Annotated in this window: 18 protein-coding genes; 13 read left to right on the top strand and 5 right to left on the bottom strand. The window is 59.0% G+C overall.

The genetic code is table 11. The features are described 5' to 3' along the window. Positions 1-100 precede the first annotated feature (100 nt). Positions 101-2,239 (bottom strand): efflux RND transporter permease subunit, encoded by a 2,139-nt coding sequence (locus HMPREF9623_RS03885; protein WP_009532591.1) that lies wholly within the window; start codon positions 2,237-2,239, stop codon positions 101-103. A gap of 16 nt (positions 2,240-2,255) precedes the next feature. Next, on the bottom strand, positions 2,256-4,529 hold the full coding sequence (locus HMPREF9623_RS03880; RefSeq protein WP_009532590.1) for a hypothetical protein: 2,274 nt from the start codon (positions 4,527-4,529) through the stop codon (positions 2,256-2,258). Positions 4,530-4,774: 245 nt separating this feature from the next. On the opposite strand from HMPREF9623_RS03880, the gene trkA reads away from it, so the two are divergent. From trkA to HMPREF9623_RS03845, 7 genes are all read left to right on the top strand, one after another. Continuing rightward, entirely contained in the window at positions 4,775-6,151 is a 1,377-nt protein-coding gene (gene trkA / locus HMPREF9623_RS03875; protein ID WP_009532589.1) for a Trk system potassium transporter TrkA, read from the top strand. Continuing rightward, a complete protein-coding gene (locus HMPREF9623_RS03870; protein WP_009532588.1) occupies positions 6,148-7,629 on the top strand; it encodes a TrkH family potassium uptake protein in 1,482 nt (493 codons plus the stop codon). The genes trkA and HMPREF9623_RS03870 overlap by 4 nt, the downstream gene beginning before the upstream one ends. A gap of 85 nt (positions 7,630-7,714) precedes the next feature. Beyond that, on the top strand, positions 7,715-8,941 hold the full coding sequence (locus HMPREF9623_RS03865; RefSeq protein ID WP_009532587.1) for a BMP family ABC transporter substrate-binding protein: 1,227 nt from the start codon (positions 7,715-7,717) through the stop codon (positions 8,939-8,941). Positions 8,942-9,021: 80 nt separating this feature from the next. After that, on the top strand, positions 9,022-10,542 hold the full coding sequence (locus HMPREF9623_RS03860; protein ID WP_009532586.1) for an ABC transporter ATP-binding protein: 1,521 nt from the start codon (positions 9,022-9,024) through the stop codon (positions 10,540-10,542). Then, complete coding sequence (locus HMPREF9623_RS03855; protein ID WP_009532585.1) at positions 10,539-11,648, top strand: ABC transporter permease; 1,110 nt, start codon at positions 10,539-10,541, stop codon at positions 11,646-11,648. The genes HMPREF9623_RS03860 and HMPREF9623_RS03855 overlap by 4 nt, the downstream gene beginning before the upstream one ends. Next, on the top strand, positions 11,645-12,628 hold the full coding sequence (locus HMPREF9623_RS03850) for an ABC transporter permease (RefSeq protein WP_009532584.1): 984 nt from the start codon (positions 11,645-11,647) through the stop codon (positions 12,626-12,628). The genes HMPREF9623_RS03855 and HMPREF9623_RS03850 overlap by 4 nt, the downstream gene beginning before the upstream one ends. 3 nt (positions 12,629-12,631) lie before the next feature. Next, a complete protein-coding gene (locus HMPREF9623_RS03845) occupies positions 12,632-13,258 on the top strand; it encodes a phosphatase PAP2 family protein (RefSeq protein WP_009532583.1) in 627 nt (208 codons plus the stop codon). Here the strand turns inward: HMPREF9623_RS03845 and HMPREF9623_RS03840 are convergent. Together HMPREF9623_RS03840 and eda are read right to left on the bottom strand one after the other, a co-directional pair. After that, complete coding sequence (locus HMPREF9623_RS03840) at positions 13,224-15,869, bottom strand: translation factor GTPase family protein (RefSeq protein ID WP_009532582.1); 2,646 nt, start codon at positions 15,867-15,869, stop codon at positions 13,224-13,226. The two genes, HMPREF9623_RS03845 and HMPREF9623_RS03840, sit on opposite strands and share 35 nt — an antisense overlap. Continuing rightward, positions 15,869-16,831, bottom strand: coding sequence for a bifunctional 4-hydroxy-2-oxoglutarate aldolase/2-dehydro-3-deoxy-phosphogluconate aldolase (gene eda / locus HMPREF9623_RS03835; protein WP_009532581.1), 963 nt, complete (start codon positions 16,829-16,831; stop codon positions 15,869-15,871). The genes HMPREF9623_RS03840 and eda overlap by 1 nt, the downstream gene beginning before the upstream one ends. Positions 16,832-16,960: 129 nt before the next feature. Here eda and rfbF point away from each other — a divergent pair, with 129 nt between their 5' ends. Genes rfbF through HMPREF9623_RS03805 form a run of 6 tightly spaced genes read left to right on the top strand, consistent with a single transcriptional unit; the run spans position 16,961 to position 21,946 of the window. After that, positions 16,961-17,731: a glucose-1-phosphate cytidylyltransferase gene (gene rfbF, locus HMPREF9623_RS03830; protein ID WP_009532580.1), complete on the top strand. Its 771-nt coding sequence runs from the start codon at positions 16,961-16,963 to the stop codon at positions 17,729-17,731. Between the two features lie 12 nt (positions 17,732-17,743). Next, complete coding sequence (rfbH, locus tag HMPREF9623_RS03825; RefSeq protein ID WP_009532579.1) at positions 17,744-19,084, top strand: lipopolysaccharide biosynthesis protein RfbH; 1,341 nt, start codon at positions 17,744-17,746, stop codon at positions 19,082-19,084. After that, entirely contained in the window at positions 19,081-19,449 is a 369-nt protein-coding gene (locus tag HMPREF9623_RS03820) for an EamA family transporter (RefSeq protein WP_009532578.1), read from the top strand. Before rfbH ends, HMPREF9623_RS03820 begins: the two co-directional genes overlap by 4 nt. Continuing rightward, positions 19,446-19,799, top strand: coding sequence for a multidrug ABC transporter (locus tag HMPREF9623_RS03815; RefSeq protein WP_009532577.1), 354 nt, complete (start codon positions 19,446-19,448; stop codon positions 19,797-19,799). Before HMPREF9623_RS03820 ends, HMPREF9623_RS03815 begins: the two co-directional genes overlap by 4 nt. 33 nt (positions 19,800-19,832) lie before the next feature. After that, positions 19,833-20,951: a UDP-galactopyranose mutase gene (gene glf / locus HMPREF9623_RS03810; protein WP_009532576.1), complete on the top strand. Its 1,119-nt coding sequence runs from the start codon at positions 19,833-19,835 to the stop codon at positions 20,949-20,951. Next, positions 20,948-21,946, top strand: coding sequence for a GHMP family kinase ATP-binding protein (locus HMPREF9623_RS03805; protein WP_009532575.1), 999 nt, complete (start codon positions 20,948-20,950; stop codon positions 21,944-21,946). The genes glf and HMPREF9623_RS03805 overlap by 4 nt, the downstream gene beginning before the upstream one ends. Positions 21,947-21,964: 18 nt before the next feature. Here HMPREF9623_RS03805 and HMPREF9623_RS03800 read toward each other — a convergent pair whose 3' ends face one another. After that, complete coding sequence (locus HMPREF9623_RS03800) at positions 21,965-22,204, bottom strand: ZIP family metal transporter (protein WP_009532574.1); 240 nt, start codon at positions 22,202-22,204, stop codon at positions 21,965-21,967. Positions 22,205-22,243: the final 39 nt, after the last annotated feature.

Below are 22,243 nucleotides of genomic sequence, written 5' to 3'. Positions count from 1 at the left end.
AAAGCGTTATATCGGTACAGACAAAGAACCCCGGAGACCAGGCGGTCTCCGGGGTTCTTTGATGTTTCGTCTGCTTAGCCTTTCGCGGTTCCGGCAGTCCTCAGAGAGAGGCGGCACTTGCCGCGGCCTCTTCCGGATGCGCTTCGCTTCGCTGCTTTTTTTGCTTTGGTGCCGGGAGCTTGTCCCAGTGTAAGCTGGTACGCCGGAAGAGCGGCTCCAGCACGTAGAGGATGCAGGGGAGCATGAAGGCGACGATGAAAGCGGAAATCAGAGCGCCGCGCGCGAGCAGCATGCACACTTCTTTGATCAGGTACATCTTGGACACCACGGCGACACCGACCGTCGCGGCGAACATGCCGAGCGAACTCGTGATAATCGAGGCGTCACTCGTGGCACCCGCGAGAATCGCGGCCTCTTCGCGGCCCTTGCCGCTTCGCAATTCTTCCTGAAAACGGGAGGTCACGAGAATTGCATAGTCGACGGTTGCGCCGAGCTGAATCGCACTGATTAAAATCGGCGCGATAAAGGAGATGCTGCCGCCCATCCAGTAGACCAGCCCCTGGTTAATGTAGATGGCGAGCTCAATCGCTAAGATCAGGGCGGCCGGTACCGTGAAGGAGCGGAAGACGAACATGACAATCACGAAAATCGAGAGAATCGAGAGATAGTTCGTGGTGATATTGTCGCGGGTAAAGACCTCGCGCAGATCTTCGGTCATCGCGGCCTCGCCGGTCAGGTAGGCGTTCGGATCGTAGCGGTGCACAATCTCCTGAATGTCGGCCAGCTGCTCCTTGGTCTCATCGGTCGCGGGCTCAAAGTCCGAGGTCATCATGAGAAGCTGGTAGTCGTCGGAGAGAAAAATCTTCCGCACCCGCTCGGGGAGGAAAAAGTCCGGGATGCCGCTGCCGATCAGACTGTGGTAGGAGACCACATGGCTGATGCCGGGCACGGCCTTCAGTTCCTCCTCCATTTCTCCGAGCTTGCCGTTGTCCACGGTGCGGTCCAGAATCACGACATGCTCCGTCGCCGTTTGAAAGTCCTCTTTCAACTTCTCGTTCGAGCGGAGAGAGGGGAGACTCGAAGGCAGGGAGCGGGAAATCTGGTAGTAAATGTCGGTGTTTTTCTGCGAGTAATAGGCGGGCACGAGCGCAAAGAGGAAGAGGATAATCCAGAGGCGGCGGTGGCGGAGCAGCCAACGGTTAAAGCCCGTGAAATCCGGGAACAAGGATCTGTGCTTGTACTTCTCAATCGCGTCGTCAAAGACGAGGAAGAGGCAGGGCAGAACCACAATCACGCAGACAATGCCGATCACGACGCCCTTTGCCATGACAATGCCCATGTCACGGCCCATCGTAAAGCGCATCGCGCAGAGCGCGAGGAAGCCGGCTATCGTTGTGAGCGAACTGCCGGAGAGCGAGGTAAAGGCCGCTGTGATGGCATTTGCCATGGCCTCCCGCTTGTCCGCATTTTTTTCTTTTTCCTCCTCATAGCGGTGATAGAGGAAAATCGAGTAGTCGACGGTCACGCCGAGTTGCAGGATGGCCGCAATCGCCTTGGTGATATAGGAAATCTGGCCGAGGAAGATGTTGCTGCCCATATTGTAGAGGATGGCCATGCCGATATTTGCGAGCAGCAAAAAGGGCATGACATAGGACTCGAAGCTTAAGAGCAACACGGTCAGCATCAGAATGACGGCGATGACGGTGTAAATCGGCAGCTCCGAGATTACGAGTTCTTTGATGTCCTGCACCATTGCGGACATGCCCGCAACGAAGCACTTCTCGTTCGTGAGCTTCCGGATTTCGACAATCGCGTCCATGGTTTCATCCGCGGAGAGGGCGGTGTCGAACTGGACTATCATGAGAGTCGCATCGCCCGCGTAAAAGCTCTCGCGGAGTTTTGCCGGGAGCATGTCGGTCGGCACCTGGATGCCGAGGGTGCCGGAGAGCCAGAAGGCATTGCTGACATGCGGTACTTTCCGGATGCTCTCCAGCAGGTCATCGGTATAGGACGGCGGCATGCCCTCGACCACGACCATAGAGGTCGCAGCGGCCTGAAAGGGTTCCTCGAGGAGCTTTTCGCCCTGCACGGAGCGCACATCTTCCGGGAGATAGGAGAGGACATCGTAGTTTGTCCGGGTGCCGATGTAGCCGAGCAGCGCCGGAATTAAGAGTAAAGCGGCGACAAAGAGAACAAATTTCGGGTTCCCGGTGATGCGCCTTGCCAACTTGTGAATCATTGCAGTTCCTCCTGTTTCAGCGGTGCATCCAGCCGGTCAGGCCGTGCCAGATGTCCGCAAACATTTTCCGGATGCGCGAGAAGAGTCCGGTCTTCTTCTGTCCGGTCGCGCCCTTCACATGGCTGTCCGGCGCGACGGTCTTAATTTCCGCGCTCCGGAGCATGACAGAGACAGAGCTCACATCCGCATTCTCGGTCGAGGTCAGCGACTCGGGAGCTGCCGCGGCGTCGAGCGAGAAGAGCCGGGTTTTCTCGCCGGTATTTTCGTTCCACTTTTGATCGACTAAGTCGCGTATGCTGTCGGCCGCCTGCCGCATCGCGTCGGTGCTGTCGAGTGCTGTGGCGCTCTGTCGGAGAATCGAGGCGCTCGCGTCGAGCGAGAGGTCGGCGCTTCGGTGAAATGCGGCGCTGTTGCTCTTAACAATATCGCGCGAGGTGCGGAGCAGCGCCGTGAGGCTCTCGGTGTCCGCGCGCACGGTGTCGCTGAGAGCAGCGGCATCGCCGAGGGTTGCCTGCAGGGTGGGAAGATAGCCGTCTGTGGTCTGATAGACCCGGTTGAGCGCATCGATGCTCCGGCGGATGTCCGCGGAGAGTTTCTGTACATCTGCGGCCGCCAGACTTCCGGTCGCGCTGCTGCCGTAAAGGGCATCGTAGAGCGAGGAGAGGCGGAGCGCCTCGAGGTCGTTGCCGAGCGCATCGACCTTGCCGTAGACTTCGTTTGCGCCCGCGGCCGCCGCCTGCACCGTGTCACGCTGATTCCAGAGCGCAAGGGCATAGGCAATCTGATCGTTGTCATAGCCGAGTGAGGCGAGCTTTTGAACGGCAAAGTCCTGGAAGCTGCCCTGCGGATACTGCGGCGACGGCGTGAGTTCGGCGTCGGCGGTGTAGTCGATACCGCCGGCATTTGAGGCTGTGCCGAGGTTGGTGGCGCGAACCCGGATGCGATTGCTGCCGGTACCGCCTGCGTCGACAGGCTGCAGGCCGTGCGCCTGCATGTACTGCGCGTATCCCTGATAGAGGGCGCCCATCTGCTGCAAGGTGCCGCTGATTTTCTGATTTGCGCCGGTCTTTCCGGCCTCGCTGAGAGCGCGGAGTGTCCGGAGATCGTTTTTGATGTTGCGGCTGTCGCTGTCCAGATCGTCGCTCGCATCCTGAAAGCTCTCCATATTGTTTTGGAGAGCGCTCAGCGTGCTCTCGCTCTCCTTTAAATGTTGCTGCAGGGTGAGCAGACTTTCGTTGACCGCGGAGAGATTTTCATGCAACTCGCCGACGGTCTGATTTGCGGCGTTCAGATGGCCGCTCGCAGGGGCCAGTGCACTGCCGAGGTTGTCCATGTTGCCGAGGAAGTTGTCGAGGTTTCCGTAGAACTCGCTCTCGCGGCTCTGCACGTTTTTTCGGACCTGATTCAGGCCGTCGAGACCGCTCGCCGCCTGATTTAACTTGCCCTGCATGCCCTCGGCTGCGTCAAACAGCCGGTCGCCCGCGGCATTCAGACTATCCCAGGACTTTTGAATGTCCTGCTTGTCCTCCTGCAATTTTTTTAGGTCGCCGAGACGACCGGAGGCATTGACCGGGCCGAGCAGGAAGGTGAAGCCGTCAAACTTGAAGTCCTCTGCGCCGACCGAGAGGACATATTCCTGCGACTCGCCCGGCAGCCAGACGAAGAGGGCCGTCTTCAGATTGCCGACGGTCTGTATCTGTGCGTCCGGCGCCGTGAGCGAGAGAATGTCATTCTGATTGAAGACAGCCGCAGCGGTCAGAAACCAGTTGTTTTTCTGATACTCGCTGCTCGCCGGATTCGGAACGGCGCGAATATGCATTTCGACTACGCCTTTTTCGCCGGCGAGTTTTGCGGCGTCGGTCGGCACACCGTTCAGCAGATATTGAATCGAAATTTGAAAGGGCAGGGTCTCAAACGGTGCGCGTGTCTTTCCCTCGAAATAGAAGTGTGAAGGCGCGCTCTTGCCGAGCGGGAAGCGGACGGTGTCGCCGTTGATTTCGGGTTTCACGCCGTTCGTCAGGTTTTCGACGCTGTCATAGGTTCCGTGATCCACAATCTCGGTCGCGCCGTTCAGTGCATAACTTTTCACAACGGCGGCATCGGTCGGGTTGCCGTAGCTGTCGAGAGTCACATAATAGGCCTCGTCGACAGTCGGGTGCACGCCGCTCGTGACTTCGGCCTGCACTGCGACGGGGAGATTGAGCGCAAGACTTGCGCCGAGAATGAGGGCTGCGAACTGTCTGCCGCTGTGGCGGAGCGGTTTTCTCCGCGCTGTTCTGTTGCTGTTCATACTGCAAGACTCCTTTGTTCCTTTTGTGTTGCTCTATACATAACAGCCGGTATTTGCACCGGTAATGGACGATTGGCATTTAATAGACTTGTGTCTATTAAAATCACAAGCATTATTATAGCGAGAGGAAAGTGCGTTGACAAGAGAAAATCAAAAATAATTCAGACGCAAGCGGCAATGTTTCGCGAAAAAGTGTGCTATGATAGAAAAGTTATTTAGCCCCAAGAAAGGTGTTTGTTGAAATAATGAAGATTATTGTGGTAGGTAACGGCAAGATAGGCGAACTTCTCGTGCAGCAGCTCTCGCGGGAAGGGCATGAAGTGGTGGTCGTGGATAGCAATCCGGCACGGCTTGAATTTATGCAGGAGAAGCTGGATGTCGCGGTTGTACCGGGCAACGGTGCCTCGATTGAGATTCTCCGGGAGGCGGGCGCAGACAGCGCCGACCTTTTGATTGCGGTGACCAACAGCGACGAGGTGAATCTTCTGACTGCGCTGGTTGCGGAGAAACTCGGCTGCAACTATACAGTGGCGCGCGTCCGCAGCCCCGAATACGACCGGGAGATGAACCTCTTAAAGACCAGCTTCGGCATCAATGTCTCGATCAATCCGGAGAAGACCTGCGCGAAGGAAATTTTTCGTCTGCTCCAGTTTCCAACCTTCCTCACGCGGAACTCGTTTGCGGGCGGCCGCGCGGAGATGGTCGAGCTCATTGTCCCGGAGGAGGGAAAACTCACCGGGCGGAAGCTCTCGGAGCTCACAAACGTTCTCGATAAAAAGGCATTGATTTGTACGATTGAACGAAACGGCGAGGTGCTGGTTCCCTCGGGTTCCACCGAGCTCCACGCCGGCGATAAGCTGGGGCTTGCGGCCGCGACCGCGGATCTGCCTGCGCTCCTGCACCGCTTCGGCATCCGGACGCTTGATGTGAAGAATGTGATGATCATCGGCGGCAGCGCAATCGCCCGCTACCTCGCGACCGATTTGTTGCGCTCGGGTTTGCATGTGACGATTTTGGAGATGGATCTCAAAAAGTGCGAGGTACTTGAGGACCTGTTGCCGGGCGCCGCCATCATCCACGGCGACGGCTCGCTCCAGCATGTGCTCGCGGAAGAGGGCATTGCGAATATGGACGCGGTGGTTCCGCTGACCGGCATCGATGAGGAAAACATCATGATTTCCCTTTATGCCCACTCGATCGGCACGAAGAAGACCATCACAAAGGTGAACCGGACGGAGTATGTGAATCTCTTCGGGCAGGAGCACCTCGGCGCAGTTGTGAGCCCGAAGGTGCTGACCGCCAATGAAATTACGCGCTATGCCCGCGCGGCGAGCCAGACGCGCGAAGGCTCGGTCGAGACGCTGCACACACTCGGCGGCGGTTCCATTGAGTCGCTCGGCTTCACCGTGCCTGAGGATGCGCCTTTCGTGAATAAGCCGATCATGGAGCTCCCGCTGCAGCCGTCGATTCTGATCGCGAGCATTGTCAGAAACCAGCGGGTCATTATCCCGGGCGGCCAGGACTGCCTGATGCGCGGTGACTCGATTGTGGTGATTGCGAGAGCGAGCCAGATGGTTTCCAATCTGACGGACATCTTCCGGAATCGCGGAGGCGAAGCATGAATTATCGTCTGATCGGAAAGTACACGGGAAACATCCTCCTCGTGGAGGGGATTTTCCTGCTGCCGGCGATTGCGGTGGCGATGGCATACCGCGAGCCGCAGAGTGCACGGGCCATTGCGATTGCGGCGCTGATTACGCTGTTGCCCGGTATACTGCTCTCCTGTATCCGGGTGCACCGCTCCATTTCGATGAGCGAGGGCTTTGTGGTCTGCGCGCTCGGCTGGATTGTGCTCTCGCTCTTCGGCGCCCTGCCTTTTTATATCAGCGGAGAGATTCCGCGCTACATTGACTGCTGGTTTGAGACAGTGTCCGGTTTCACGACGACGGGTTCGAGTATCCTCACGAATGTCGAGGCCGTGTCGCACGGTCTGCTCTACTGGCGAAGTTTTACGCACTGGATCGGCGGCATGGGTGTGCTGGTCTTCCTGCTCGCGATTCTGCCGCTCGCAAAGGGCGACGGCGGCCCCCTGCAGCTCATGAAGGCAGAGAGTCCGGGTCCCTCGGTCGGCAAGCTGGTGCCCAAGATTTCGACGACCGCAAAGATTACCTACATCATCTACTTTGCGATGACCGTCCTGATGGTGATTATTCTGCTCTTCGAGGGCATGCCGCTTTTTGATGCCGTCATGAACACCTTCGGCACAGCGGGCACGGGTGGCTTTGCGATTAAGAACAATTCTATCGCGGCCTATCCGAGCCAGCTTGTGCATATGACAATCGGTGTCTTCATGGCACTCTTCGGTGTCAACTTCTCGGTCTACTATCTGATGCTGACCCGGAAGTGGAAGGATGTGCTCCACAACGAGGAGTTCCGCTGGTACTGGATTATCATGCTCGGTGCCTCGCTGCTCATTGCAATCAATGTGTTCCGCGGGTTTTATCCGGGCGATTTCGGGCAGGCCTTCCGTGACAGCTTCTTCTCGGTCTCCTCGGTCATGACGACGACCGGCTACTGCACGGCGGACTTTGACAAGTGGCCTGAATTCTCGCGCTACATGCTGCTGCTCGTCATGTGTATCGGCGCTTCGGCGGGTTCGACCGGCGGCGGCCTCAAGGTGTCGCGTGTGTTGCTGCTCTTTAAACATCTGAGACTGCAGATGTGTCAGATGATTCACCCGCGCCGCGTGCGCTCGGTGCGCATGGACAAGCGCCGCGTGGACAATAGCGTGATGTTCGGGACGACGGCCTATCTCGCGGCCTATCTCTGCATTCTGATTGTCTCGCTGGTTCTGGTGTCTCTGGACGGCAAGGGCTTCGAGACAACTTTTTCGGCGGTCATCTGTACCTTTAACAACATAGGCCCCGGCCTCGGCATGGTCGGACCGACCGGAAATTTCAGCGCCTTCTCGGATTTTTCGAAGTTTGTGCTCTCGGTGGACATGTTGTTCGGCCGCCTCGAGATTTTCCCGCTCCTCTTCCTGCTCTCGCCGGAAGTCTGGATGACCAGGCGGCTCAGCACGCCCATCGTCAGCGATTGAGAAGGACTTGAGACTAGGGGAAAAATATGGTATACAAAAAGAACACGGTGATTCACATAGTATAGAAGGTACGGGGAGGAACGGTATGAAGAAGACGGCAAAGGCAGTCTGCGCGCTGCTCTCGGCAGCACTCTTGCTGGCAGGTTGCGGCAGCAGTGCGAAGACGGAGACAAAGGCTGCGGCGGAGAGCACGACAACAGCGGACGGCTCGACCCAGACAGTGGTTCCGAAGGAGAAGTTAAAAATCGGCATGCTGTTAATCGGCGACGAGAACGAGGGTTACAGCGCAAGCCACATCAACGGACTCAAGGAAGCGGCAAAGACGCTGGGTCTCAGCGAGGATCAGCTGATTCTGAAGACCAACATCCGCGAGGACGAGTCTTCGCTCGATGCGACCGAGGATCTCGCAAACCAGGGCTGTCAGCTGATTTTCGGCACGAGCTTCGGCTATGAGAGCTATATGCTGGAGGTCGCAAAGGACCACCCGGAGATTACTTTCTGCCACGCGAGCGGCAACCAGGCGGCCGGTGCCAGTCTCAGCAACTTCCACAACTACTTCGACGATATCTTCGAGGCGCGCTATGTGAGCGGCGTCGCGGCGGGCTTAAAGCTGAAGCAGATGATCGACGAGGGCAAGATCAAGGCCGATCAGGCGCGTCTCGGCTATGTCGGCGCGTATCCTTACGCGGAGGTAATCTCCGGCTATACGGCTTTCTACCTCGGCGCGAAGTCGGTGGTCCCGGAGACCACGATGAAGGTGCTCTACACGAACAGCTGGGGTGACCCGGCGGTCGAGGCGGAGACCGCGAAGCAACTCATTTCCGACGGCTGTGTGCTCTTGAGCCAGCATGCGGACACGACCGGTGCGCCGACGGCGGCAGAGGAGGAGAAGGTTCCCTGCGTCGGCTATAACATCGATATGACCGGTGTCGCACCGGATTCGGCAATCACTTCGCCGACCAACAACTGGGAAGTCTACTACGAGTACGCGATTCAGAGCGTGCTTTCCGGTGAGCCGATTGCAACGGATTGGTCGGAGGGCTTTGCGCAGGATGCTGTGCGTCTCACGAAGCTCGGCACGGCGGCTGCACCGGGCACCGAGGAGAAACTGAAGGAAGTGGAGCAGAAGATTAAGGACGGCGCCCTGCATGTCTTCGATACCAAGACCTTCACGGTGAACGGCAAGGAAGTCACGAGCTATGCGCCGAACGGCCAGGAGCTGGTCTCGGACGGCTACTTCCACGAGTCGGAGTACCGCTCTTCTCCGAGCTTTGACTTGATTGTCGATGGCATCGAGGCGACCGCAAACTAATTCAGGAAAGACCCACAAAAAGCCCCCTGCGACGGCAGGAGGCTTTTTGATTCAAAGCCAGCGGCTTTTAGGAGGAAACTGTGGCAGAAAACGCAATTGAGTTTTGCGAGATTACCAAGCGCTTCGGCGAAGTCACGGCGAGCGACCGCGTGAGTTTTTCGCTGAAGAAGGGAGAGATATTGGCGCTCCTCGGGGAGAACGGGAGCGGCAAGACGACGCTCATGAATATGCTCTCCGGCATCTATTTTCCGGACGGCGGACAGATTAAAGTAAACGGCGAAGTTGTGAGCATTCAGTCTCCGAAGGATGCGTTCCGGCTCGGCATCGGCATGATACACCAGCACTTCAAGCTGATTCCGGTGTTCAGCGCGGCCGAGAATATCATCCTCGGCGAGCAGGGCGGCAAGTACGATTTGCGGGCGGCGGAGCAGAAGCTCTCGGAGCTCGCAGAGCGCTACGGGTTCCGCTTGAATCCGAAGCAGAAAGTCTACGAGCTCTCGGTCTCCGAGAAGCAGACCGTCGAGATCATGAAGGTCCTGTACCGCGGCGCGGATATCCTGATTCTCGATGAGCCGACCGCCGTGCTGACCCCGCAGGAGACCGAGCGTCTCTTTGCGATTCTCCGGAAGATGCGGGAGGACGGCAAGTCGATTCTGATCATCACGCACAAGCTGACGGAGGTACTTGCGCTTTCGGACCGCGTCGCGGTGCTCCGGAAGGGACAGTATATCGGCGCGGTCGAGACCGCAAAGGCGGATGTGACCCTTCTCACCGAGATGATGGTCGGCGAGAAGGTGAAGCTCGGCATTGACCGCGCGGCGCCCTTAAACGGTCCGAGACGGCTGCGCCTCGAAAATGTCACCTGTGTGAACGCGGAGGGCGTCCCAGTGCTCTCGAATCTGAGCCTCACGCTGCAGGGCGGAGAGATTCTGGGCATTGCCGGCATCGCCGGAAACGGCCAGCGGGAGCTCCTCGAGGCCATTGCGGGTCTGGTGCCTTACAGCGGAGAAATCTGTTACGGGGAGGACGACGGGAGCGAGAAGAATTTAAAGGGCATGACACCGGCGGCCATCGAAGCGCTCGGCGTGCGCCTCGCCTTTGTGCCGGAGGACAGACTGGGCATGGGTCTGGTCGGCAGCATGGATCTGACGGACAATGTGATGCTCCGCTCCTACCGGAGCGGCGCGAGCTTTGTGACCGACCGGAAGAAGCCGAAGGAGCAGGCGGAGCAGATTGTCGAAGAGCTCTCGGTCGCGACGCCCGGCACGGCGACCCCGATCGGACGGCTCTCGGGCGGCAATGTGCAAAAGGTGCTGGTGGGGCGTGAGATACTCGGAAGCCCCAAGGTCGTGATGGCGGCCTACCCGGTGCGCGGTCTCGACATTCATTCCTCCTACATGATTTATCAGCTCCTGAACGAGCAGAAAAAGAAGGGTAGCGCCGTGATTTGCGTCGGCGAGGATTTGGATGTGCTCCTTGAGCTCTGCGACCGCATCCTCGTGCTGCAGGGCGGCAAGAGCGCCGGGATTCTGGATGCGCGCACGGCGAGCAAGGAAGAACTGGGAAGAAGAATGATGGGCGGAGAGGAGAGCGAGGTATGAGACAGAGTCGGGAACCACTGTTTCAAATGCATAAGCGCGGCTATATCTCTTTCGGGAAACTTGCGCTGATTCATCTGATTGCGTTGCTGCTCGCGCTCGTGACCTGCGCGGCAGTCATTGTGCTCGTGACCGGGGTGAACCCGCTCGGCGTCTATGAGGCACTGGTCACCGGTGCGGTCGGAAACCCGCGGCGCCTCTGGGTCACGATACGGGAGAGCGGTATTCTCCTCTTAATCGCGGTCGGACTCACGCCGGCCTTCCGCATGCGCTTCTGGAACATCGGCGCGGAGGGACAGATCTTGGTCGGCGGCATTGCGAGCGCCGGACTTATGATACTTCTCGGCGGAAAGCTGCCGAACGCGCTGCTCCTTCTTTTGATGCTTGTCTGCAGCATGCTCTTCGGCATGGTCTGGGGCCTCGTTCCCGCCTACTGCAAGGCGCGCTATCACACGAACGAGACCTTGTTCACGCTCATGATGAACTATGTCGCCTTGCAGCTGGTGACCTTTGCCATCTGCTTCTGGGAGAATCCGAAGGGCTCGAACAGCATCGGCACGATTAACCAGGCGACGCGCGCGGGTTGGTTTCCGCGCATCGGCGGCACGGGGTTTGCGGGCAGCCAGTATATCTTCGGCCTCATCATCATCCTCCTCGTGACAGTGCTCATGCACCTCTATCTGACACGCACCAAGCAGGGCTTTGAGATCTCGGTGGTCGGCGCGAGCCAAAACACGGCGCGCTATGCGGGCATTTCGGTGCAGCGCGTCATGCTCCGGACCATGGCCATTTCCGGCGCAATCTGCGGTCTCGCGGGCGCGGTGATTGTGGGCGGCGCAGGGCACACCCTCTCAATCAGCACGGCAAACGGGCGCGGCTTCACAGCGATTCTGGTCGCGTGGATGGCGAATTTCAATCCGCTCTTCATGGCGCTGACCGCGATTCTGCTCTGCTTCATGCAGCAGGGAGCCATTCAGATTGCGACGCAGTTTAAGTTAAACCAGAACTTTTCGGACATCATCACGGGAATTGTGCTCTTTTTCCTGATCGGCTGTGAGTTCTTTGTCCGCTACCGACTGACCCTTCGAAAGAGAGGAGCGACGAAATGAATCTGCTTTCCACCTTTTTGCAGCGCGCCATCCTGCAGGGCGTCCCGATTCTCTACGGCGCGAACGGGGAAATTCTGACCGAGAAGGCGGGCAATTTAAACCTCGGGATTCCCGGCATCATGTATATGGGCGGTGTCTCGGGGCTCATTGCGGCCTTTTTCTATGAGAGAGAGGCGGGTGACCGCGCGTCGGGGCTTGTCGGACTGCTGGTTTCTCTCTGTGCGGCACTGCTGGTCTCGATGCTCGCGGGTCTTTTGTACAGCTTTCTGACGGTCACGCTTCGCGCGAACCAGAATGTCGTGGGTCTCTCGCTGACCACCTTCGGCGTCGGCTTCGGCAATTTCTTCGGCGGCTCGCTCTCGCAGCTCGCGGGCGGCGTGGGACAGATTTCCACGAAGCTCACGGCAGCGGCGTACCGGCAGAGTCTGCCCGGACTTTCGGGGCTGCCGTTTGTCGGCAAGGCCTTCTTTTCCTTCGGCTTTTTGACCTACCTCTCGATTGCGCTGTCGCTCTGCCTCGCCTTCCTGTTGACAGGCACCCGGAAGGGTCTTGAGATCCGGGCAGTCGGTGAGGATCCGGCCGCGGCGGATGCTGCCGGGGTCGATGTGAACCGCGTGAAATATGTCTCGACCGTGGTCGGGGCTGCGCTCGCCGGACTCGGCGGTCTCTGCTTTGTGATGGAATATCTCGGCGGCACCTGGGCGAACGACGGCTTCGGCGACCGCGGCTGGCTCGCCGTCGCCCTGGTCATTCTCTCGGTCTGGAATGCGAGAAAGGCAATCTGGGGCTCCTTCCTCTTCGGCGGTCTCTATATTCTGTATCTCTACATTCCGGGCCTGAACCGTTCGGCACAGGAGCTCTTTAAGATGCTTCCCTATCTCGCAACCATCCTGGTTCTGATTCAGACGGGTCGCAGAAACCGGCCGGAAGATCAGCCGCCGGCAAGTCTCGGGCTCTCTTACTTCCGGGAGGAGCGCTGAGTCATGGGCATTCGAATCAAGGTTCTGCTCGCCGAGATCCTGCTTCTCGGCCTGCAGACCCTCCTCTACTTCGGCGTCGAGACCTTTGAGGGAAAGCCGCACAATGTGGCAAAAAAAATAGACGGACACATACCGTTCGTGCCCGCCTTTGTCTATATCTATGTGCTCTGGTTTCCGTTAATCCTTCTGTTTCCGCTTGCTCTTTTTCGGGCGGACTCGATGGCCTATGCGTGCTACCAGACGGCAATTCTTTTGGACATCGCGCTGAGCCTCATTTGCTACCTCGTCTACCCGACGAGTTTTGCGCGCCCCAAGGCACCGGATACCGTTTCCGGCAGGGCCATGAAGCTCGTGTTCCGCGGAAGCTATAAGGGCTTAAACTGCGCGCCGAGCATGCACTGCTCGATGTGCTATCTCGTGTTGCACTTTGTCGGCGCAACGCCCGGTCTGCCGTCCGCCGTCGCGGCAATCGCGGCGCCGGTCGCGCTCGGCATTGTGGTTTCGACTCTCTTTACGAAGCAGCATGTCGTGATTGACGCCCTGACGGCGCTTCCGCTTGCAGCAGTCTGTATCCTAATCGGCAACCGCCTGCCGTTTACGGCGCTTCTTCACTGGATTCTGGGCGCTTAAGTTTGTCCGCAAAGGGGCGGTTTTTTGGCGCCGCCTCCGTCAGTGCGGGGGCAGAGAGCCCCTCGCCGTGGGCACGGAGCATCTCTTCGCGGAGCTCGCTCGCCGAGAGCAGGAGAGCGCCCTGGCTACGAACAATGATCTGTTCGAGACCGTCCGAAGTTGCGACGGTCACGCTGTCGGTCGCCGCGTGGCGCCCTGAAAAGCTCTCGATATAGCTGTCCGCGGTCTGAGCGGTCTTGGTGTAGACGACAAAGAGATTGTGCCAGGAATAGCGCTCTTCCTTGTGGTCCTTCCGCCGATAGGCGTCGAAGACCACAATCAGGGTGACACCGGTAAAGCCCTGGTAGTCGGAGAGCAGGTCGAGGAGCGCAAGCCGCGCGCTGTCGATGTTTTCTTCCGCGAGGGCGCGGAGCTCGGGGAACGCAAAAATAATATTGTAGCCGTCTACCAGGAGAAACTGCTTCCTTGGCACGGCGGTGCGGAGCGCGCGATAAGCGCGCTCTTTTGCTGCCTCGCTTGCCGCCCGGCGTTTCACCTCCGGGCGCTTCTTGTCTTCGCGGCGATTCCGGTAAAAAGTGCGTTCCAAAATCGCATCGATTTCTTCCAAAGAGAGCGGGGCGCTCTCTTTTTTGGTGCGGACGAGGGCGTCTTCGCCGTTTTCTGCCTCGGCGGCGTTCCGGTCGCGCCGGTAGGGGAGATGCATGTAGCGGGGCGCTTCCTCATAGGAAACCGTCTCGCTGCTCCCGTGGCGGCAGAAGACCGAGTCGGCCGGAAAGGCGAGATCGGCTGCGGGATCGTAGCCCCGTGCGGCAATCACGGCCTCGCTGTCCCGGCAGGGGAAAAAGCCCGCAAAGGAGAGGGAGAGCGAAGCCTCGCCCTTGGTATAGCGGCGGAGTTCGGCGGCATAGTTTTGCATGGCGGCGATGGCCGCCTGTCCGTGCACTTCGGCGCGCTCCGCGCTCCCGGCCTCGCCGAGCGCGAAGGAGGCGCCCATGCGCTCAAGGTCATGGAGGGCGCGACCGAGCGAGGCGGCCGGAAGCTGCAGCGAAAAGTCATAGCAGGGTTCCAATACCTTGGGCGCGGCGGCATAGAGCCCCGCGCGGAGCGCGCGTACGGTCGCCTGCCGGAAGTCGCCGCCCTCGGTGTGCTTCTCGTGGGCGCGCCCCGCAATCAGGGTGATTTTAATATCCGTGAGCGGCGCGCCGAGCAAGATGCCCGGTATCTCCTCTTCCTCGAGTGTGCGGAGTACCTGCTGCTGGTACTGGACGGGGAGTTGTTCCGGCGTGAGCGCACTCTCTGTCTGCAGACCGCTGCCCGGCGCAAGCGGTTCCAGCAGGAGATGCACTTCCGCATAGTGACGGAGCGGTTCAAAGTGTCCGGCGCCCTCAGCGGTTTTCGTGACGGTCTCGCGGTAGCTGACGCCCGCCGACTCGAACTCGACCGCGAGCGAAAAGCGGCGCAAGAGAAGTTCCTTCAGGATTTCCACCTGCATCTCGCCCATCAGGGACGCCTGCAGTTCGCTGTCAGCGCTGTCAAAGCGGAAGCGGAGACTTGGCTCCTCTTCTTCGAGAGAACGAAAGCGCGGCAGCCACTCGCTCCACTGTGCGCCCGCAGGTAAAATCAGGCGATAGCGGAGCACAGGGGTCAGAACAGGCAACGTGTGTTCGCTGTGATCGGCGCCGAGCCCCATGCCGGCCCGGCTCTCCGCGAGACCGGTCACCGCGACGATACTGCCGGCGGGCGCCTCCTTGAGGAGCGAATAGGAGCGCCCCGAGTAGAGGCGGAGTTGCTCGGCTTTTTCATCGAGCGGCGGGAGCGGCATTTTGGAACTGAGCGTTCCGCCCGTGACCTTTAAAAAGGTGAGGCGCGCCCCCTTCTCATCCGCGGCGATTTTAAAGACGCGCGCCGAGAAGTCTGCCGGATAGGCGGGGGGTACGAATAGCGCTGAGATGCCGTCCAGCAGTTCTTTCACACCCTGCTGACGCAGGGCGGCGCCGAAGAAGCACGGGGAAAAGCGGCGCGCCCGAAGGAGCGCCGCCATTTCCCCGTCGGACGGGCAGCTGCCGTCCTCGAGATAGCGGTTTAAGAAGCGCTCGTCGAGGAGCGAGAGCTCCTCGGCGAGTTCCGGCGAAGCGGCCGGACGGGAAAAATCGATGAAGTCGCCGCCGAGTCGCGCGCGAAGAGCGGCAAGCAAGGTCTCTTTCGACGCGCAGGGCCGGTCGGTCTTATTGAAGAAGACGACACAGGGGACCCGGTAGCGCCGAAGCAGCTGCCAGAGCGTCACCGTGTGACTCTGCACGCCCTCGGCCGCGCTGATCACGAGGATCGCGAGATCCAGAACCTGAAGAACGCGCTCGGCTTCCGGCGAGAAGTCAACGTGCCCCGGCGTGTCAAGCAGGGTCACGGCGAGGTCGCCGGTCTCGAAATAGGCCTGTTTGGAGAAAATCGTGATGCCGCGCCGCTGTTCCGCGGGATCGGTGTCGAGGAAGGCAGAGCCGTAGTCGACGCGTCCCGGCGCGCGGAGTGCACCCGCCGCGACGAGCAGGGCCTCCGAGAGCGTCGTCTTGCCGGCATCGACATGGGCCAGAATGCCGAGCGTCAGGCGGCGCATCAGTTTTCGACGAGATGGAAGGCAAATCCGCCGATTTCACCCTCCAGATAGAGGAAGGTGCTGCGGCCGAGGCTGTCCACCTTGCGCGTGGACTCGTCAAAGCGAACGCCGCGCTTTGCGAGGTAGTATTCGGCGCGGTCCACATTGTCCGTGCCGATCGCAACATGGCCGAGAGAGCCCTTGCCCTGGTACTTCATGACTTCGACGGCGGTGCCGGAGAAGAAGGAGACCGGGGTTTCGATGCAGTCGAGGTCAAAGATCGAGGCAATCAGCGAGGCATTCTGTTTTGCTTCCGCGTCGTCCTTCGAGTTGATGCCGACATGCTTGATCTTAAAGTTCAGCATGGTGCGGACAGCCGCGCGGGTGCGCGCCGTGACGGTCTCAAAGGCGTGCGCACGGATATCCTCTTTTTTGGCGAGCCAGGTGCCGCCGCAGGCAAAGACCTGCTTTAGGGCAAAGTAGCGCTGCAGATTTTCAAGCGTCACGCCGCCGGTCGGCATAAAGCGGAGATTCCGATACGGCGCCGAGAGCGCTTTTAACATCGCAGGGCCGCCGTTCTGCTCGGCGGGGAAAAATTTGACGGCGTCGAGGCCGAGCGACATGGCCTGTTCCATCTCGCCGGGGGTCGCCGTGCCCGGACACATGGCAACGCCCTTTTCCCGCACATAGGCGACAAGCGCCGGCTGAAAGCCCGGGCTCACGATGAATTTTGCACCCGCCGCAATCGCGGCATCTGCCTGCGTCTTGGTGACGACGGTGCCGGCGCCGACTGTCATGTCGGGCATCTCGCGGGTCAGCGTGCGGAGGGCCTCTGCGGCAGCCTCGGTTCGGAAGGTAATCTCGATTGCGGAGACACCGCCCTTCTTGAGGGCCTCGGCGAGCGGCAGCGCGTCGTTCGCGTCCTCGATTGCGACAACCGGAACAATTCCGATGCGGTACAGTTCTTTGATACAAGCGTCCATTTTGCTATCCTCCCAGCGTTTTTCTGTATCATTTGCACTGAAATCAGTGTAGCATAAGTTAAGAGCATAGAAAAGTTTTCAAAAATGCGTTAAGATAGCGTTACATGTCTGAGACAGGGAGGAAACGCGATGAAGGTAGTCATTCTTGCAGGCGGCTTCGGCACCAGAATTACGGAGGAGAGTTATCTTCGGCCCAAGCCTATGATCGAGATTGGCGGGCAGCCGATACTCTGGCACATCATGAAATACTATTCCTCCTACGGCTTTCACGACTTTGTGATCTGCCTCGGCTACAAACAGTATGTGGTCAAGGAATATTTTGCGGATTATTTTCTGCACACCTCGGATGTGACCTTCGATCTCTCGAACAACAGCATGGAGGTGCTGCAGCGGCATGCGGAGCCCTGGAAGGTGACGCTGATCGACACGGGTCTCCACACGATGACGGGCGGCAGAGTGAAGCGCATTCGCGACTATGTGGGAGACGAGCCCTTCCTCCTGACCTACGGTGACGGGGTCTCGGATGTGGATCTCAATGCGCTGCTCGCGTTCCATCGGGAGAAACAGCGAATCGCGACCATCACGATGGTGAATATCGGGCAGGCAAAGGGCGTGCTGGATGTCGGTGACAACGGGGAAATCCGCTCCTTCCGCGAGAAGGACGACAGCGACGGCGCGGTGATCAATGGCGGCTTCATGGTCTGTGAGCCGGGTATTTTCGATTATATTGCGGGCGATGACACCGTGCTCGAGCAGGAACCCTTCCGAAACCTGTGCCGCGACCGGGAGCTCGTGGGCTATTACCACAGGGGCTTCTGGCAGTGCATGGACACGCAGCGCGAAAAGAAAAAGTTAGAAGAGCTCTGGGAGAGCGGCAACGCGCCCTGGAAGCGATGGTGAGGAGAAATTTGCATGTTTGAAGATAAGACGGAACAGGAGGCGCGACAGGAAATTCTCGCGCTCGTAGAAGAATATGCGGAGCGTTTCCGCGAAAAGAAGAGGGACTTTCACCCGGGCGACCGCATTTCCTATGCGTCCCGTGTCTACGACCACAAGGAGATGGTCAACGCGGCCGATGCGGTCCTCGAATTCTGGCTAACCTCGGGGCGCTACACGGATCTCTTTGAGAAGAAACTCGGCGCCTATCTCGGCGTCCCCTTTGTGTCGCTCGTGAACTCGGGCTCGAGTGCGAACCTGCTCGCCTTCATGGCGCTGACTTCCCCGAAGCTCGGCGAGCGGCGCGTTTGTCGCGGCGATGAAATCATCACCGTGGCCTGCGGATTCCCGACGACGGTCACGCCGATGTTGCAGTACGGGGCGGTCCCGGTCTTTGTGGATGTGACCATTCCGCAGTACAACATCGATGTGACAAAGCTCGAGGCAGCTTACTCGCCGAAGACCAAGGCTGTGATGATTGCCCACACACTCGGCAATCCCTTTGATCTAAAGGCAGTCAAGCAGTTCTGCGACGCCCACGGGCTCTGGCTTATCGAGGACAACTGCGATGCCCTCGGCAGCCGCTATACCCTGGACGGCGTCACGCAGTTCACGGGCACCGTCGGCGACATCGGCACTTCGAGCTTTTACCCGCCGCACCACATGACGATGGGAGAGGGCGGCGCGGTCTACACGAAGAATGCCGTTCTGCACAACATTCTCCGCTCCATGCGCGACTGGGGTCGGGATTGCCGCTGCCCCTCGGGGGTCGACAATCTCTGCGGCCACCGTTTCGACGGCCAGTACGGAGAACTCCCGAAGGGCTATGACCACAAGTATGTCTATTCGGAGTTCGGCTTCAATCTGAAGGCGACCGATCTGCAGGCGAGCATAGGCTGCGCGCAGCTTGAGAAGTTTCCGCACTTTGTCGAGCGCCGGAAGGAAAACTTTAAGCGCCTCCGCGCGGCGCTCGCTTCCGTAGCGGACAAGCTGATACTCCCGGAGGCCTGCGAGAATGCGGACCCGAGCTGGTTCGGTTTTCTTCTGACCTGCCGGGAGGGCGTGTCCCGCGAGAAGCTGGTGCGCTACATCGAGTCGAAGGGCGTGCAGACCCGCATGCTCTTTGCGGGCAATCTGACGAAGCACCCCTGCTTCGACACGCTCCGGGCAAGCGGCAAGGGCTACCGCATTGTCGGCGAACTCACGGAGACCGACCGCATTATGCGCGACACCTTCTGGGTCGGCGTCTATCCGGGCATGACGGATGAGATGATTGACTATATGGCGACAGCAATCCGCGAGGGACTCGCGGAATGAGACAGGCTTCGAAGGGCGGCATCTATCTCGCCCTGCATGCGCTCGTGCTCTTTTACAGTCTCTCGGCGCTCTGCTCAAAGACTGCGGCCTCCTACCCGGTCGGCAGTTTTCGCTGGCTGCTGTTTTACGGCGCGGTGATTCTGATTCTGGGGCTCTACGCGATTTTCTGGCAGCAGATCATTAAGCGCCTGCCGCTCTCGACCGCCTACATGAATAAGGCGGCGACCGTTATCTGGGGACTCGTGTTCGGCGCTCTCTTTTTCCGTGAGCGCGTGACGGCCGGGAAACTCTTTGGCGCGGCGCTGATTATTGCCGGCATTGTGCTCTATGCGCTGCCGGGCGCGGCGCGGGGGCGGGAAACATGAGAGACCTCCCCTGGCTGCACCTCGCAATTTACCTCGGCGCGGTCTTCATCGCGGCGCTCTCCCAGGTGCTCCTCAAAAAAGCGGCGATGCGGCCGCATCGGAGCTTCGTAGAGGAGTATTTAAACCCGCAGGTCATCTTTGCCTATGGGCTCTTTTTTCTGGCGACGCTGATCGATGTGATTGCCTACCGGAAAATTCCGCTGAGCCTCGGCCCTATTCTGGAGGCGAGCGCCTATCTCTACATGCTGATTTTCGGCGCCGTGTTCTTCGGCGAGCGGATTACGAGGAGAAAACTTCTGGCGCTCGCCCTGATTCTCGGCGGTATTGTACTCTTTACGCTATCGGCGTGAGGACAGGATTTGACAGAGGAGGGACTGTGGACTATGCAGAAACACTATGATTATCTCCTGGTCGGCGCAGGGCTTTTTAACGCTGTCTTTGCACATGCGGCGGCCCGCGCGGGCAAGCGTTGCCTGGTGCTCGAAAAGCGCGCGCACATCGGTGGCAACATTCACTGCGACACCGTGGAGGGCATAGAGGTGCACCGCTACGGCGCTCACATCTTCCACACCTCGAACGCCGAGGTCTGGGATTTTGTGAACCGCTTTGTCACGATGAATCGCTTCACGAATTCGCCGGTCGCAAATTACAAGGGGGAGATGTACAATCTCCCGTTTAACATGAACACCTTTTCGCGCATGTGGAATATCCGGACGCCTGCGGAGGCGCTCGCGATTCTGAACGAGCAGCGCGCGGAGATTGCGGGCGAGCCGAAAAACCTCGAGGAGCAAGCGATTTCCCTCGTCGGACGGGACATTTACGAGAAGCTTATCAAGGGCTACACGGAAAAGCAGTGGGGCAAGGCCTGCACGGAACTCCCGGCGTTTATCATACGGCGGCTGCCGGTACGCCTCACCTATGATAACAACTATTTCAACGACCGCTACCAGGGCATTCCCGAGGAGGGTTATGATGCGCTGGTGCAGGCGCTCTTTTCGGAGGCGGATATTCTCTTAAACACAGATTATCTTGCGGACAAAGAGGGGTGGAACCTGCGCGCCGATGCCGTGGTCTACACGGGACCGATCGATGCGTATTTTGACTATGCGCTCGGCGCGCTCGAGTATCGCTCGCTTCGCTTTGAGACCGAGACTCTCGACACGGAGAACTACCAGGGCTGCGCGGTCGTGAACTACACCGAGCGGGACATTCCCTATACGCGCATCATCGAGCACAAGCACTTTGTCTTCGGCACGCAGCAAAAGACCGTAATCACCCGCGAGTACCCTTCGGACTGGAAACCGGGCATGGAGCCCTATTACCCGGTCAACGACACAAAGAATCAGGCGCTCTACGAGGTCTACCGGGAAATGGGCGCGCGGGAGTCCGTGATTTTCGGCGGACGCCTCGGCGAGTACCGCTATTACGATATGGACAAGGTGATTGAGAGCGCCATGGTGAGAGCGCGCGCCCTCGGCCTTACAGTTGGAGACGAGACATGATTATCACAAGAACCCCCTTCCGCATGTCGTTTTTCGGCGGCGGAACCGACATGCCGGAATTCTTCAAAGAGCATGGCGGCGCTGTGCTCTCGACCAGTTTCGACAAATACTGCTATGTCAATGTCCGGCATCTGCCGCGCTTCTTCGACTACAGCACCGAGCTCTCGTATTCGAAGCTGGAGCGCGTGACGCGAATCGAGGATATTGAGCACCCGGCCGTGCGCGAGGCGATGAAGTTCCTCGACATGCACGAGCTGCGCTTAACCTACGAGGCGGATCTCCCGGCGCGCTCGGGACTCGGCACGAGCTCGAGCTTTGCGGTCGGGATGCTGAACGCCTTCTATGCGCTGAAGGGCAAGTATGCGGATAAGAAGCGCCTCGCGGACGAGGCCATCTACCTCGAGCGGGAACTCTGCGGGGAGGCCGGCGGCTGGCAGGATCAGATTGCCGCTTCGTACGGCGGTCTCAATGTGATCCGCTTCAGCGAAGACGGCTACCGCGTGAGCCCCGTCATTGTGAGTGCCGAGCGGAAGCGCGCGCTGAATGAGAACCTCATGCTCTTTTTCACGGGTTTTTCCCGCTTTTCCTCGGACATTCAGACCGCGACCAAGAAGGCGCTCGCGGACAAGACCGCGGAGCTCCGAGAAATGTGCGCGCTGGTCGATGAGGCCGAGAAAATTCTGATTCATAAAGAGAGCGACCTGAATGAGTTCGGACGCATGCTCGACACGAGCTGGCAGTTAAAGCGCGGCGTCAGCGCGAAGATTTCGACGGATTCGATTGACCGGCTCTATGCGGACGCAAAAAAAGCCGGCGCGCTCGGCGGAAAATTACTCGGCGCGGGCGGCGGCGGCTTTCTTCTCTTTTATGTGGAGAAGGAGAGACAGGCGGCGGTACATGCCGCGCTTTCAAACCTCTTGCATGTCCCGTTCACCTTTGAGAACGGCGGCACGACGGTTATTTTCTACGAGCCGGAGAGCTATGTCGCAAAATAAAATACAGGCGGCTTTACTTCAGCCGAGCGCCACATCGAGCGCCATCATGAGAGTAAAGCCGAGCGCGAAGGAGAGGACCCCGATGTCGGAGTGCTCTCCTTCCGACATTTCGGGGATTAGTTCCTCGACGACGACATAGAGCATCGCACCGGCCGCAAAGCTCAGGAGATAGGGCATTGCCCCGATGAAGAAATCGGCTGCGGCGAGCGTGATGCCGGCAAACGGAATCAGAATGCCGAGGAGATTGTTCTGTAACAAAGGGATGCTTGCTTTTTAAGAGGAAACGGGTTAATAGGA

The organism is Stomatobaculum longum, from assembly GCA_000242235.1.
Lineage (GTDB): Bacteria > Bacillota > Clostridia > Lachnospirales > Lachnospiraceae > Moryella > Moryella longum.
This window is presented reverse-complemented; position numbering and strand designations above follow the sequence as displayed.